The organism is Mycobacterium sp. (assembly GCF_049683355.1).
Classification (GTDB): domain Bacteria; phylum Actinomycetota; class Actinomycetes; order Mycobacteriales; family Mycobacteriaceae; genus Mycobacterium.
On sequence record NZ_JBAUJB010000253.1, the window covers coordinates 1 to 14164 of the forward strand.

Below are 14164 nucleotides of genomic sequence, written 5' to 3' on the forward strand. Positions count from 1 at the left end.
ACGTGGAACGCGACCACCACACCCCACACCAGCGACCAGCCCCCGCGGCCGAAGAGCGGACCGATGTAGGGCGCCGACATCAGCACCGCGAGTACCAGGAACGGCGCCACCGCCGCGACGACGAGCAGACCCGCCCGCCCGCGCCAACCGGTGAGGGTGTCACGCTCTGAAGACATCTGGACGAACGCCCGCCGCAGCCCTTCGCCATAGAGGCTCGCGGGGAACAGCACCACCAGGGCCTGTACCCACGACATCGACAAGGCCACCGATGTCAGCGTCCGCAGCGCGGTCGGCGTGCCGTGCCCGTCGGGCAGTCCTGCGATCGCGGAGTCCATCGCGGCGGTGACGGTGTCGTGGCCGACCAGCGCCCCCACCGCCCACAGTGACGCCAGTGCCAGCGGCACCAGACCGATCACGCCGAAATACGTCGCACCGGCAGCCCACAACGCAAGGTCACTGCCCGGGAACGTCTTCCGCACTCCAGAGGCGAACTCGCGGAAACGGCTCACAGGATCTCCCCTACACGCGGGTGGTTGCGCTGGCAGGCTGAGGCGATGACGTCGGACGATTCCGGAGACCCCGCCGCAGACGACGCGGCCTGGTCAGAGCTGCACGGCGGCGTGCGGCCGTCGCCGGTGGTCCGAGGCTGGTTGCGGATGGTGCGCGCGCTGGCAGCCGGTCCGGTCACCCGCATCCCCCCGGACGTCTTGTCCGCAGCCGGGGTACTGACCCTGGTCGCGGCGTGGGCGGCAGTCACCGGTCCCGGCTGGCCCCTGCTGGTCGTGCCGCTGGTTCTCGCTGCCGGCGTGCTCGACGGGCTCGACGGTGCGGTCGCGTTGCGCACCGGACGAGCCCGTCCACTCGGGGCAGTCGTCGATGCGGTCGCCGACCGCATCGGGGATCTGCTGCTGGGGGCGATTCTGTACGCCCTCGGTGCCCCGCCGGCAGCAGTGCTGGCCGCGGTCACGCTGGTGATGCTGCTCGAATACCTCCGTGCGCGGGCACAGGCGGTAGGCATGCCCGGCGTCGGTGCCGTCACCGTCGCCGAGCGACCGACACGGCTGATCGTCGTCGCGTTGGCGGCCGGCGGCACCGCGGTGTTCCCGGCCGGTGTGCCGCCGACGGGATGGAACTGGGCAGCTGTCTTCACGGTCGCCTGGATCGTCGTCGGAGTCGTCGGAATGGCGCAGCTGCTCCGCGGCGTCCGTCGCTCGATGCCGCCGACTTTTCGGCAGGACCGATGAGATCGGCGACGATCTCTGCCGACATCAACACCAGCGGAATGCCACCGCCGGGATGCGCCGACCCCCCGACGAGGAACAGGCCGGGCAGCGGGCTGCGATTGGCAGGTCGGCGCAGCGCCGCCCTGGGCCCGTGTGATGCGGTCCCGTAGATGGCCCCGCCGGGAGCGCCGGCGCGGCGTTCCAGGTCAGCTGGTGTGATCACCTCTGCGAACCGGATGCGTGGTCGGACGTCGGCGCCGCGGTCGGCCAACACGTCGAGCACGTGGTCGGCGTACCGGTCGCGCAATCCCGCAGCGTCCCAGTCCACGCCGTGGCCGGGATCGTGCGCCGGTGCGTTGACCAACACGAACCAGCCTTCCGAGTCCTCGTCCGGGCGCAGCGCCGGGTCGTCAGGTGCGTGCACGTACACGGTGGGATCGACGACGGGGCGCGGCTGCTTGCCGAAGATCGCGTCGAACTCCGCGTCGTAGTCGCGCGGGAAGTAGACCCGGTGGGCGGCGCCGGGAACCCGGCCGGACAACCCGAGCAGGATCGCGAACCCGGCCATCGAACGGGGACGGCGGTGCAGCCGTCGCACCGACCGCGCGGTGCCGGCAGGCAGCAGCTGCTCGTAGAGCGTGGCGGCGTCGGCGTCGCTCACAACCACGTCGGCCGAGAGCTGGCCTCCGTCGGCGCGTACCCCGCACGCCCGGCCACCCGACACCAGTACGGCCTCGACCCTTGTGCCCGTTCGGATCTCGACGCCGAGTTCCCGGCACCGATCTGCGAGGGCGTCGACGCTGCACCGCAGCCCGCCGGGTACGTACCACGCGCCGAACTCCTGCTCGACGAACGCCGACACCGCGAGCACTGCCGGCGTGCGGCGCGGATCGGATCCCGAATACGTCGCATAGCGGTTGAGCCACATCCGCAGCCGCGGGTCGGGCAGTGCCCGGCGTCCGAGACCGTCGATGGTCCGCCACGGCGCGACCGCCTTGAGATCAGCCGGACTGGCGCTCATCCGAACCAGCGCTCCCAGCGAAACCGGCTGCCGCAGCACGGGTTCGCCGACGAGGTCCCACACCCGACGGGAATCTTCGTGCAGGCGTCGCCACGACTCCCCCGCCCCGTGCCCCAACGCTTCGTCGATCGCCGCCGGCACCGCAGCCGGATCGTGCGGCAGGGTCATCTCGGTGCCGTCGGCGAAGCGGTAGGCGCAGGCCGGGTCGACCCGTGACAACACCAGCTCAGCCGGTCCTCCGGTGTCGGTGAACAGATCGGTCAGCACCTCGGGCACGGTCAACAGCGAGGGGCCGGTGTCGAAGGTGAAGCCGTCGCGTTCGACCACGCCGAGCTTGCCCCCCACCGTCGGCGCCGCCTCGAGCACCGTCACCCGGTGACCGAGCGCAGCCAGCCGGGCTGCCGCCGCGAGCCCACCCAACCCCGCTCCGATGACCAGTACCCGACTCATACCGCCCGCCCCTTCCAGCGCAGCGTGCCACGCACCCGTCCGACCCACGAGGATGCCAGCAACGCCAACAACGTCACGATCGACAGCGGATGGGCAGCGGCGTCCAGCACGCCGGTCCCTTCCGTCGGGCGGCACCACCGCCTGGCCGACGCTCGACCCGCGACGCCGGCGGCGTAGCCGAGGGCTCCGGTCGGTGATCCCGCGACCGCCGCGACGGCCGGGAGCACGTAGACGACCGCCAGTGCGGCGCCGACGGCCAGGCCACCGGCCGGCGAGCCGAAGGCCGCCCACAGCGACTTGCGGTATCCCTCGCTCAGCTCGCGTCCGGTGTCGTACATCCGACACGTCGCCAGCGCCGAGCCGTCGGCGACCGCGGTGCGCCCGCCTGCCGCCCGCACCGCACGGGCCAGGCCGATGTCGTCGAGCACCGTGCCCGCGACAGCCTGCCACCCCCCGCCGCGTTCCAGCGCAGCACGCTCGATGAGGAGGAACTGCCCGTTGGCCACCGCCATCGACGGCCGCAGCGAGCGCTCGGCGATCGCCAGCGGCACCGTCGTGAGCCAGGACCAGGCCAGCAGTGGCTGCACAAGACGGCCCAGCGCTCCCGCGGCGACCTGCCGGGGCCAGGCACTGACCATCGCCGGCGCTTCGGGACCACGCAGCAGCGACGCGGCCGCCGCGACCGCGTCCGGCGCCAGCACCACATCGGCATCCACGAACACCAGAACGTCGCCCCGCGCCGCGGCGGTGAGCTGTGCGCAGGCGTGCGGCTTGCCCAGCCAGCCCGGTGGTGGTGCGGTTCCGGTCAGCACCGTCAACCGGGAGTCGCCGGCGGCGACGTCGCGCACCACATCTGCGGTGCCATCGCTGGAACCGTCATCGAGAATTAAGATCTCGGCGTCGGGGAGGCCGCGCTGGGCGAGCAGCGACCGGACCGTCGCGCCGATGCGGTGCGCCTCGTCGCGTGCCGGCACCAGCACAGACACCGCGCAGGTGACGGGTTCCGGCACGTCCGGCGGACGCCGCAACATGCGCAGATTGAGCATCGCGTGTGCCGTCCCCAGGCACGACAGCGCGGATCCGGTGGCAACGACGACGCGTAGGATTTTCGTCGAGCGCGCATCGGGCACCTGCAAACTCTACGCAGTCTCGCGATGCCGCAGCGCCGGCAGGCAGGTTCACGCTGGCATTCGATCGTGACTGTGGAGGTCTGACCGTGGCGGTTGCGGTGCCGATCACGCCGACGCGTCCCCGTCATGTGGTGTGGGGGCTTGTCGCGGCGGCCATCGCCGTGCAGATCCTGTACCCGCTGATGCCCGAACCGTGGCGCACTCCGGTCACGGTGACCAGCGTGGTGCTGTTCTGCCTCGCCTCGCTCACCGACATCGGCCGGGTGCACGGTGCCAAGGGCGTTCTGTCGCTGATCGCGGCGGCGGGCGTGGGTGGTCTGCTCGCCGAGTCGGTCGGCGTCGCGACCGGTTTTCCTTTCGGGCAGTACACCTACACCGGGACCCTGGGTCCAGAACTGGTCGGGGTGCCCGTCGTCGTCCCGATGGCCTGGGTGATGATGGCGTGGCCGGCGTTGGTCGTCGGGCGGACCCTCGCCAAGAACGGATTGGCCGTGGTGGTCGTGGCGGCGTTCGCGCTGACTGCGTGGGACGTGTTCCTCGACCCGCAGATGGTGGGCGCGGGCCATTGGACCTGGTCTGACCCGCAGGACGGGCTCCCCCTGATCCCCGGCATCCCGCTGTCCAACTACGCCGGATGGCTGTTGGTCTCCACGATGGTGATGTCGCTTCTCAACTGGGTGTTGCCACGGCCGGCCGCGCCGTCATGGCCCGCGGCGACGCTGTACCTGTGGGTCTACTTCTCCTCGGTGCTGGGGCACGCGGTGTTCTTCGGATTGCCCGGGTCCGCGGTGACCGGGGGCCTGCTGATGGGGGCGATCGCCGTGCCGTTTGCCATCTCCATGGCGCGGTTCGCCCGCCGCCGCGAGCCGATGATCGAGGACACGACGTGACCGATGCTATGACCAGTCGAGCAGCACCTCTACGGATGCGCCCCCGCAAGCTCGTGACGCCGGACCCGTTGCTGACCCGCGACGTGCCGCCCGGAACCGAGGCCGTCGTCGTCGGAGGTGGGATCGCCGGGGTGTCCGCGGCGGTGGTGCTGGCCGAACGCGGGGTCGCGGTGACGCTCCTGGAGGGTGCAAGCTACCTCGGCGGGCGGTTGGGCGCCTGGTCCGAACGCCTCCCCGGCGGCGACGAACAGATGGTCGAGCACGGCTTCCACGCGTTCTTCCGGCATTACTACACGTGGCGTGCCATCCTTCGGCGCGCCGACCCCGAATTGGCTTTTCTCACGCCGGTGAAGAGCTACCCGGTAATCTCTGCGAGTTGGCCTGCCGAAGATCTGTCCGGGCTCCCTGCTGCACCCCCGCTGAACCTGTTGGCGCTCGCGCTGCGTTCCAAGAGCCTGACGCGGCGGGAACTCACCGCGGCCAACCCTGACACCGGCCGCGCGCTGCTCGCCTATGACCGGGCCGCCACCTACGCCGAGTTCGACGACATGGACGCCGCCACCTTTCTCGATCAGTTCGGGATGACCGAACGTAGCCGCAGCATGTTGTTCGAAGCGTTCGCACGATCGTTCTTCTGCAATCAGGCGGAGCTGTCCGCTGCCGAGTTGGTGGCGATGTTCCACTACTACTTCCTCGGCAACCCCGAGGGCATCGGGTTCGACGTCCCCGCCACCGACTACGCGACCGCGATCTGGAACCCGTTGCGGCACTACCTGGAACGGCGCGGTGCCGACGTACGCACCGGGGTACGTGTCACCTCCGTCGAGCCGGACGGTCAGAACTGGCGGGTCGACGCCGACGGAGAGGCGTTGACCACACGCCACCTCGTCCTGGCGCTCGACCCAGGTGCACTGCAGACCGTCGTCGCCGCCTCACCTCTGGCGGGATCCGCGCCACTGCTGGTCCGTCAGTGTCAAAACCTGCGGGTCGCACCGCCTTTCGCGGTCAGCAGGATCTGGTTCGACCGCGATGTCGCTGCCGGGCGCCCCCCGTTCAGCGCGGTCAGCGGACAACCGAACCTCGACTCGATCGCCGTGTACTCGAGGTTCGAGGAGCCCAGTGTCCGGTGGGCCGGCGCCACCGGCGGGTCAGTGGTCGAACTGCACTCGTACTCCTGCCGCCTCGACGACGTGACGGACGCCGCGCGCGCGTTGCGGCACGAACTCGCGACGCTGTGGCCCGAGACGGCCGACGCGACCGTCCTGCACACCTATGACCAACTCGAGGCGACCGCGCCGGCGTTCCCGCCGGGTTCGGCGGGGACCCGGCCCGGGGTTCGAACCGATGCACGCGGGCTTCGCGTCGCCGGCGACTACATCGAATTGCCCTATCTCTCAGGGCTCATGGAACGGTCTGCCATGTCGGGTGTACTGGCCGCCAACGACGTCCTGGCCGAACTGGGGGTCGCGGCCGAGCCCATTCTCGGCGTGCCGCAACGCGGCTTGCTGGCAGGGGTACCGCGTTTCGGCAGGGCGAAGTCCCGAGGCTAGCCCCGGTCGTAGGCCGGCCGTCTACGGCGCAGTCGTGACACGACGAACCAGACCGTGGCGACGATCGCGGCGACCAGAATCACGTATTGCAGGACGGCCGTATACGGTTCGACGAGATGCCAGTTGGCGCCCAGCAGGTAGCCGGCGGCGATGAGTGTGCTGTTCCACACCAGGCTTCCCAGCGCCGTGAGAGTCGTGAAAACGCCCAAGGGCATGCGCTCGGTGCCGGCCGGGATGGAGATGAAGCTGCGGAACAGCGGCAACATCCGGCCGAAGAACACGGCTTTGGTTCCGTGGCGAGCGAACCACGCGGTGGTCTTGTCGATGTCCTCGACGTCGACGAGCGGAACCTTCATCGCCAGTTTTCGCATGCGTTCATGGCCGAGCCGCGCACCCAGCCAGTAGAGCACCCAGGCGCCGAGCACCGACGCCACGGTGGTGCAGACGATCGCCTCGATCAGCGACAGCTCACCCAGACGCGCGGCGAACCCCGCCATCGGGAGAACCACTTCGCTGGGAATGGGGGGAAACAGGGTCTCGATGAAGATGGCCAGACCCGCACCCAGGCCTCCGAGGCGTTCCATGAGAACGACCGTCCATTCGGCGATACCGGTCAACTCGGCAGCGGAATACGTTTCCAAGGACCAGCCTTCCGAACGGGAACCTGTGGTTGCACAGTGATGGGCGCGCCGCGAAACGTCTCCGCGGTGGATGCGGGAACACGGTTGCTGCGCGAAGTGAGCAACGCCTTGTCCCCGAGAATGGCGAAATGCAGTTCATGTGTCAAGCCGCCACCGCAGCCCGCGCGCAATCGTGACCCGGTGTGAATCGAGCCCTACAGCCGTCGACGCGGCCGGCGGGCGGCGAACTCCGCGCGGCCGAACACCACGATCAGCAACGCCAGGACCGGCAGCGGTGCGACGAGCCACAGCCAGCGCTGCGCCCACCACGCCGCGGTCGGCTCGGCCGGCAGCGTGGCCCCCGCCCGCTCGTAGATCCACAACACCGCCAGGTATGCGGTCATGTGCCAGACGAACACCGTCATCGCGACCGCGTTGACAGCCACCACCGGCTTCCACCACACCTGCCGGCGCAGCAGCCTGTCCGCGGCCGGCGTGATCAGAACCAGAAGCCCGAGCTGGAACACCGCCAACGCCGCGATGGTCGCGTTGGTCGGGAAGAGGTTCGACTCTGCTGCACCCACGGTGGCCACCATCGACCGCGGAAAACCCGCGAGCATCAATCCGACCAGGGTGGCCAGTCCTGCGCCGGCGATCGCCAACCGAACAATCAGCGGACGACGCCCGAGTTGCCAACCGTGCCATGCAAAACCGAGTTGGTGACAGAACACCCAAACGAGCGCGGCGGTGATCCAGGCCACCCACCCCACTCCCGCGCCGCGTTGCAGGGCGGTGCCGGCAACAACCAGTCCCGCCAGCACGGCCAGCGTCGTCGCACCCGCGCGGGCGTGCAGCGCGGCGGTGAGTGGCACCAGCACGATCAGCACGGTGTAGACACCGATGAACCACAGCGGGATGAGATAGCCGGGGAACCACTGCCATATCCACCGGTGTTCGGCTGGCTGGGCCGCTACTGCGACCTTCCCGATGGCCTCGCCGGTCAGCCAGGCGGCGGCCCACACCGCGGTGGGCCAGAGCACCCGGCGCAGCCGGCCGCCGACGAACTCACGAGCTGAGGTCCCTACTGCCCGAGCGCGCTCGAAGGCCGACAGATTGGCGAAGCCGCCGACGACGAAGAACAACGGCATGACCTGCAGCACCCAGGTCGCCACCCAGGCCCCCGGCACCGCATGAATCGGGTTGGGCATCACCAGGCTGCCGTCGGCGGTTCGGTGGGTCACCGACAGGGTCCAGTGCCACAGCACAACCACCACGATGCACAGAGCGCGGGCGGCGTCGACTACCCGGTCACGCGAGTCCGGCGTCGCCGCAACAAGCCGGTCGAGCCTGGCTGCCGTGTTCCGCCACCACACCGGCGCCTCCGTCCGTCATCACCTGCCAGCGACGACGGTACTTCAGGATGGTTCACAGGCCGATCCGCGGAAAGCGCGAGGGCGCCCGCAGATGCGGACGCCCTCGTGTCGCGACAGTCGCTCAGTTGCGCACCGACGTGTCCACCTGCGGCACCTTCACCGACGGAAAGATCTTGTCCCGCCATGGGTTGTTGCGGTGATCACGGTCGTATCCGTAGCCCCAGTCGAAGTCTGAGCCGCCGTCGCGTCCACCGAAACCGAACCCATTGTCATCAGCCTGCGCTGGTCCGGCAAAACCGATCACGGCTGCGGTCATCGCGCCGGCGACCATGCCTACCAATCCGATCTTCTTCATCGAGCTCGCCTCTTTCCTCTGCACAGCTCCGTCGACGGGCGGAACTCCTCCTTCAAACAGGAGAGGCAGGGGATTGATTCCATCACTCAACGGTTTTCGACGACGCGGTCACTCGAACACCGGATCGGCTGCACCGGGCGGTGGTGAAAATTTCACCGCGGCCGGTGGATTCAGGGAACCCGGGTGACGACGACGTCGACAGGGTGGGGCAGCACGCCGGGGCGACCAGGCAGGGAGATCTCGCGCAGGTAGTCGAGCAACCGCTCGCGGGCGGCGGGTCCGAGCGCACGCGAACGGGCTCCGATGAGGAAGTCCAGCACGGCCTCCCCGCGACCGAGCGAATCATCCAATGCCTCGCGCGCATCGAGGTGTCCGACGATGGTGTCGGTTTCGGTTCTCGAGGTCAGCCCGCGCCGCTCGAGCTGCGCATGGACGTCCTCGGCGAACCACGGTTTCTGCCCGGCCCACGGGCAGAGCAGTTCGGTCAGCACACACAGCGGCCGCAGCGGCGCGATCGCCGCCACCAGCAGTCCGCCGGGTCTGACCATGCTCAATCCGTGGTCCAGCGCCGCCGACAGGTCGGCGACGTAGTACAGCGAATGCACGAAGTGCACCAGATCGGCGGGCGGACCGGCGACGTGATCGGCGAACTCTTCGACGACGACTGCCGGTGTCAGCGCTCCGACGTCGAGCGCGTCGAGCCGGGTGGTGAACGCCGCCGCGGACGGTGGGTGCGGTTCCACCCCGGTGTAGTGCACCCGGCGACCGCTTGCGGCGAGCGCTGCGGCCAGTGGCGCGTCCACGCTGCCGTCACCGACGCCGACGCCGACGACGCGCACGGGATCGCGGCCGGGGAACATCGGCGGCAATTCGGTGGTCAGCCACGACTGCAGTCGCGGTCGCTGATCGCTGGCCGCCTCGTACAAGGAGTGGGTGTGTGCGTACCGCTGCGGCGACAGCGCCGGCAGCGCAGGCCGATCGAGGATCTGCGCCCGTAGTCCATCGAGAGGCAGGGGCAGCCCCATCACTGTCACTGACGCCAGTGTTCACCGAAAACGCCGGCGAACCCATCGATCCTGGAGGCCGACACTGTTGCGTAAGAAACAGCCCCCGTAATCCGTGGTTGGCTGGACCGGTGAGCCGACCCGACACCGCCCAGCGCAGCCTTGACCACTGGAGCGAAGCCGGCCGATCGGAGATGCAGGCGTTCTACGCCTTGGCCACCGAAGACTACCGGCAACTGGCCGCTGCCCGGCCGTGGAGCGACGACCTGGCCAGACACGCGATCGACGGTCGGGTCCGGCTGCTCGACGTGGCGTGCGGGAGCGGGAAGTTCCCGACGGCACTGCTCGCTGCGGGGTTGCCCGCTCACCCGGTTGTCGACGTCGATCTGCTCGACCCCTCCGCGTTCAGCATCGCCGAGGCGCGCCGGGCGCTGGCCCCGCCGTTCGCCGCAGCGGGCGAGCACGAAGTGCTCCTGCAGGACTTCACCGGTACCGACTACGACGTCGCGTGGGCCACCCATGCGCTGTACGCCCTACCGCCCGCCGAACTAGGCGCCGGTGTCGCGAAAATGGTTGCGGCGCTGCACCCCGGTGGGTTCGGCGCTGTGGCGCAGGCGTCATCGCGCTCGCACTACCTGACGTTCTACGACGCCTACCGGGCCTCGTTCGCGCCCGATGCCACGCCCTACACCGACGCCGAAGATGTCGCGTCAGCACTTCGCGCAGCCGGCGCACGAGTCGAGATCCAGGTGCTGCCCTACCGCACCGGCACGTCCGATCGTGCGGTGGCCGAAGGGTTCCTGCAACGCTGCGCGTTCGACGACGCGGTGTCATTGGACCAGATGGAGGACAGTGAGGTGCTGGGCGAGTATCTGGCCGGTTGCCGCAGCGCCGACGGAGCCTACGAGTTCCAGCACGAAGCCCACCTGATCACCTGGCAGCAATCATGATTCGTAATCCACACCTGTCCGAGTCGACCGCAGCAGGTGTGCCGTCCGACGTCGCCGTGGAATGGGACCGAGGCAACGACCAGTGGTGGGACTGGTACATGTCGCTGGCCGACGGCCCCGTGCCCGACGGTCCCCTCGTCGACCCGCCGCCACACGATCCGGGACCGCTGCCGTCCGACGACGACGTGGCGGCCGAACTCACCGAGCCCTACCCGGTCACCGCGGCGCAGGTCCAGCAGTTCGAATCGGATGGGTTCGTCAAGCTGCCCGGTGTGCTGACTCCCGGGACGGTGGCGCGGCTGCGGGCCCGGCTGCGCGAACTGCTGGACGAGGCCGTCGACCCAGGGGTCGGATTCCAGAGTCGCGAGATGATGTGGCTGGAGGACGACCTGATTCGCGCTGCAGTCCTGTCGCCACGCATCGGCGGCATCGGGGCGGCGCTGCTGCGCACCAGCCAGGTACGGCTCTATCACGACAACGCCCTGTCGAAGCAGCCCGGTGCCGGGCGCACCCCGTGGCACCACGACGCCCACCACTTCCCGCTGGACTCACCTGATGTGTTGACGGCCTGGATCCCGGTGCAGCCCACCCCGCGCGAGATGGGTCCATTGGCCTTCGCCCTTGGTGCCGACGTCGCAACGCTGGTGGCCGACCTCGAGTTCGACAAGCACGGAACATCGTACGACCGTGGCGTTTCGGAAATCCTTCGCGCACACGCGATCCCGGTCGAAGACGGGCCGTTCGCGGCGGGCGAGGTGAGCTTCCACGCCGCCGGCTGCTTCCACAGTGCCGGCGCGAACCGGACCACCACCGCACGCGTCGTGCTGGCCACGACGTACTTCGCCGACGGCATCCGGGTGGTGCCCAGCCCCACCATGGTCAGCGGCGACTGGCGCAAGTTCATCCCCGGTGCCGAGCCGGGGCAGGTTGTGGCCAGTACCTGCAACCCGCTGCTGGCCCGGCCGGAGGCATGATCCGGTCGGATTGATCGCCGACCTCGAGCCGCTTGCAGGTCGAGGATCTCAGGGTGCCTCGTCGTCGGCCAACACCGCTGTCCGAGGATCGCCTGCATGCCGCCGTCGCCTCAATGATCCGTGGTGGACGGATCCGACCGCAGTAGGACGGACCGACGAAGGGCAACATGGGACGAATGGACGTATTGGTGGTCGGGGGCGGGCCCGCGGGGATGGCCTTGGCGGGGGCGTGCGGTCGCCTCGGGCTGGCGACGGGACTGCTCGACCCGGCCCCGGAGCGTCCGTGGACGGCGACCTACGGGATGTGGAGCCCGGAGCTGCCGGTCGACCTGCCGGCCGGCGTCGTTGCGGCCCGTGCTGCAGGCCGGGCGATCGCGTTGACAGAACATCAGTTGGGGTGGGACTACGCCGTCCTGGACGTGCCCGCGCTGCAGGCACACCTCGCCGACCGGCTGACCGGGGTGCAGATCCATGCCGGGCGCGCGGTCGGGTCACCGGAGGTCGGCGTCGTCACGTTGGCCGATGGGTCACATCTGCGGGCCTCCGTCGTGGTCGACGCCGGGGGACGGGCGCGCCCGCTGGATCCGACATCGTCGCGCCGTGCCGCTGCTGCGCAGACCGCGTACGGGCTGATCATCGACGAAGCAGCGGCCGCGCGGTTGATCGGGCCCGGGGACGCATTGTTCATGGACTGGCGCACCGATCACGGCGAGACCGGCTGGCCGACGTTTCTCTACGTGGTGCCGCTCGGCGGGGGCCAGGTGCTGGTCGAGGAGACCTCGCTGGCGCGGCGGCCGGGGCTGCCGCTGCCGACGCTGCGTCGACGGTTGCACGCCCGGCTTGCCCATCACGGCGTCCACCCCCCGGCGGACGCGCGTTCGGAGAAGGTCTCGTTCCGGGTGGACCACCCGCGACACCGCGGGTCCGGTGTGCTCGGGTTCGGCGCTGCCGCGCCGTTGATCCATCCGGCGACCGGGTTCAGCCTGGCTGCATCCCTGCAACTCGCTCCGCAGGTGGCCACCTCACTCGCCGCGCACCTGCCGGACGGCCCGGACAGGGCGTTGGCGGCAGCCCGGAAGATCGTCTGGCCGCTCGACGCGCGGGTGGTCCACCACTTTCGGCGGATCGGCCTGGAGGCGCTGCTGCGGATGCGCCCTGCCGATGTCCCGGGCTTCTTCGAGCAGTTCTTCGCCCTGGACGACTCCCACCGTTGGACCTACCTCACCGCCCGCGATGACGTACAGGCCAACGTCGCAGCACTGACCAGCCTCTTCCAGAGGTCCGACGGCCGGTTGCGTCGCCACCTCGTCACCTCGGCCCTACGCCCCCCGCTGCACGCCAACGATTCGGCGACATTGTCCTGACCACACCGGTTGGAGCTGTTGTTTCGACATCGCAGCATATGCTCGGCCGGTGCCCGATACCCTCGATCCCGGCCAGATGCGCACGTACTTCGCGCTCACCGAGGCGGTCAGCATGCTGCAGTTTGCCGTGCAGCAGCAGCTGCGGGCCGACGGGAATCTGAGCTATGTGCAGTTTCAGATCCTGGCCATCCTGGTGGACACCGAGCAGCCGCTGACCATGACGTACCTGGCCGATCGGGTGGTCTACAGCCGCAGCGGACTGACTCATCAAGCCGGACTGCTGGAGAAGGACGGGCTCATCACCCGCGACGCCAGCACCGACGACCAGCGGGCCACCATCGTGCGCATCACAGACGCGGGCCGAGCCCGGGTCGCCGACGTCCTGCCCGGCCATGTCCAGGTCGTCCACGAGCTTCTCTTCGACTCGCTGTCCGATCACGACGTGCAGCTCCTGGGCGACGTCATGACCCGGGTTCGCGAACACGTGCGGTCACTGCCGCCGCGCTCGGCACGGACTCCCCGCACGCGCTGAGCGCATGCGGGGAGCTGGCGAACCACAATGTGGAAATGGTTGTGGCGGTACGTTACTCGCTGTCCGGAACGAGGACGGTCTTGCCGTGCAGCCGGCCGGCGTCGGAGTCCTCGTGCACAGCCGCGCCCTGCGCCAGCGGGCGACGATCGGCGACGTCGATGCGCAGACGTCCCGCGTCGACGCGGTCGACCAGGTGGGCGAGCTGGGCTGCGTCAGGACGAACGAACACCCGTTGCGTGCGGACCTCACGTTCGGTGCGGTCTGGTCCGGCGGTCATGGTGCCGACGTGGAATCCCCCGTCGGCGACCGCGCCGAGGAGCGCCGCGGTCTGCTCCGGCGAGGTACTGACCAGATTGAGCACCACGTCGAAGGGGGCGCCCTCGACGGCGAGGGGCGACGCGGTGTAGTCCAGATAGTCGACGAGCCGGTCGGCACCGTAGCCGCGCAGCCGCTCGGCGTCACGCGGCTTGGCGGTCGCGGTGACCACGGCCCCGCCTCCTTCGCCAGTTGAATCGCGTACCCGCCGACCGCCCCCGAGGCACCGTTGATCAGAATCGTCTGCCCGGCCGTCAAACCCGCGATGTCGAACAACGACTGCCACGCCGTCAGTCCCGTCACCGGGAGCGCCGCCGCGTCGACCAACGCCACCGAGTTCGGGGCGGCGGCCAGTACACCGGCCGGAGCGAGCACATACTCCGCGGCGGCACCGTCGGCATCCAGCGGCAGCA

General features: G+C 69.6%; 15 protein-coding genes and 1 pseudogene. 8 read left to right on the top strand and 8 right to left on the bottom strand.

All coding sequences use genetic code 11. The features are described from left to right. Window positions 1-509 (bottom strand): annotated as a pseudogene (locus WA944_RS15350) (hypothetical protein); the annotation flags it as partial. Window positions 510-554: 45 nt separating this feature from the next. Here WA944_RS15350 and WA944_RS15355 point away from each other — a divergent pair. Beyond that, window positions 555-1244, top strand: a complete 690-nt coding sequence (locus tag WA944_RS15355; protein WP_526373580.1) for a CDP-alcohol phosphatidyltransferase family protein — start codon at window positions 555-557, stop codon at window positions 1242-1244. On the opposite strand, the gene WA944_RS15360 is transcribed toward WA944_RS15355, so the two are convergent. Together WA944_RS15360 and WA944_RS15365 are read right to left on the bottom strand one after the other, a co-directional pair. Then, a complete protein-coding gene (locus WA944_RS15360) occupies window positions 1147-2694 on the bottom strand; it encodes a phytoene desaturase family protein (RefSeq protein ID WP_526373579.1) in 1548 nt (515 codons plus the stop codon). The two genes, WA944_RS15355 and WA944_RS15360, sit on opposite strands and share 98 nt — an antisense overlap. After that, window positions 2691-3824 (bottom strand): glycosyltransferase family 2 protein, encoded by a 1134-nt coding sequence (locus tag WA944_RS15365; protein ID WP_526609219.1) that lies wholly within the window; start codon window positions 3822-3824, stop codon window positions 2691-2693. Before WA944_RS15365 ends, WA944_RS15360 begins: the two co-directional genes overlap by 4 nt. An 86-nt stretch (window positions 3825-3910) precedes the next feature. On the opposite strand from WA944_RS15365, the gene WA944_RS15370 reads away from it, so the two are divergent. Then, the gene (locus WA944_RS15370) at window positions 3911-4714 is read left to right on the top strand and encodes a carotenoid biosynthesis protein (protein ID WP_526373784.1); all 804 of its coding nucleotides are present in this window, start codon (window positions 3911-3913) and stop codon (window positions 4712-4714) included. 35 nt (window positions 4715-4749) lie between these two features. Beyond that, window positions 4750-6264 carry an FAD-dependent oxidoreductase gene (locus WA944_RS15375; protein WP_526647093.1) on the top strand — a complete coding sequence of 505 codons (1515 nt, stop codon included), beginning with the start codon at window positions 4750-4752 and terminating at the stop codon, window positions 6262-6264. On the opposite strand, the gene WA944_RS15380 is transcribed toward WA944_RS15375, so the two are convergent. The 4 genes from WA944_RS15380 to WA944_RS15395 all read right to left on the bottom strand — a co-directional run bounded on the left by WA944_RS15380 (window position 6261) and on the right by WA944_RS15395 (window position 9637). Next, window positions 6261-6848 carry a VTT domain-containing protein gene (locus tag WA944_RS15380; RefSeq protein WP_526373794.1) on the bottom strand — a complete coding sequence of 196 codons (588 nt, stop codon included), beginning with the start codon at window positions 6846-6848 and terminating at the stop codon, window positions 6261-6263. The genes WA944_RS15375 and WA944_RS15380 overlap by 4 nt on opposite strands. A gap of 251 nt (window positions 6849-7099) precedes the next feature. Next, window positions 7100-8257: an acyltransferase family protein gene (locus tag WA944_RS15385; RefSeq protein WP_526609214.1), complete on the bottom strand. Its 1158-nt coding sequence runs from the start codon at window positions 8255-8257 to the stop codon at window positions 7100-7102. A 121-nt stretch (window positions 8258-8378) separates the two neighbouring features. Next, complete coding sequence (locus tag WA944_RS15390) at window positions 8379-8612, bottom strand: hypothetical protein (protein ID WP_526373787.1); 234 nt, start codon at window positions 8610-8612, stop codon at window positions 8379-8381. A 170-nt stretch (window positions 8613-8782) separates the two neighbouring features. Then, window positions 8783-9637 carry a methyltransferase gene (locus tag WA944_RS15395; protein WP_526373795.1) on the bottom strand — a complete coding sequence of 285 codons (855 nt, stop codon included), beginning with the start codon at window positions 9635-9637 and terminating at the stop codon, window positions 8783-8785. A 110-nt stretch (window positions 9638-9747) separates the two neighbouring features. On the opposite strand from WA944_RS15395, the gene WA944_RS15400 reads away from it, so the two are divergent. The 4 genes from WA944_RS15400 (at window position 9748) to WA944_RS15415 (ending at window position 13436) form a co-directional block, all read left to right on the top strand. After that, window positions 9748-10566 (top strand): class I SAM-dependent methyltransferase, encoded by an 819-nt coding sequence (locus WA944_RS15400; protein ID WP_526373788.1) that lies wholly within the window; start codon window positions 9748-9750, stop codon window positions 10564-10566. Continuing rightward, window positions 10563-11540, top strand: a complete 978-nt coding sequence (locus WA944_RS15405; RefSeq protein WP_526373789.1) for a phytanoyl-CoA dioxygenase family protein — start codon at window positions 10563-10565, stop codon at window positions 11538-11540. The genes WA944_RS15400 and WA944_RS15405 overlap by 4 nt, the downstream gene beginning before the upstream one ends. 176 nt (window positions 11541-11716) lie before the next feature. Further along, a complete protein-coding gene (locus tag WA944_RS15410) occupies window positions 11717-12904 on the top strand; it encodes a lycopene cyclase family protein (RefSeq protein WP_526373790.1) in 1188 nt (395 codons plus the stop codon). 49 nt (window positions 12905-12953) lie between these two features. Continuing rightward, complete coding sequence (locus WA944_RS15415; protein ID WP_526373791.1) at window positions 12954-13436, top strand: MarR family winged helix-turn-helix transcriptional regulator; 483 nt, start codon at window positions 12954-12956, stop codon at window positions 13434-13436. 52 nt (window positions 13437-13488) lie between these two features. On the opposite strand, the gene WA944_RS15420 is transcribed toward WA944_RS15415, so the two are convergent. Further along, complete coding sequence (locus WA944_RS15420; RefSeq protein WP_526373792.1) at window positions 13489-13923, bottom strand: zinc-binding dehydrogenase; 435 nt, start codon at window positions 13921-13923, stop codon at window positions 13489-13491. A 57-nt stretch (window positions 13924-13980) separates the two neighbouring features. Between WA944_RS15420 and WA944_RS15425 the strand changes: the two genes are divergently transcribed. Further along, window positions 13981-14164, top strand: a 184-nt coding sequence (locus WA944_RS15425; protein WP_526373793.1) for a hypothetical protein, incomplete at its 3' end; no start/stop codon positions are given.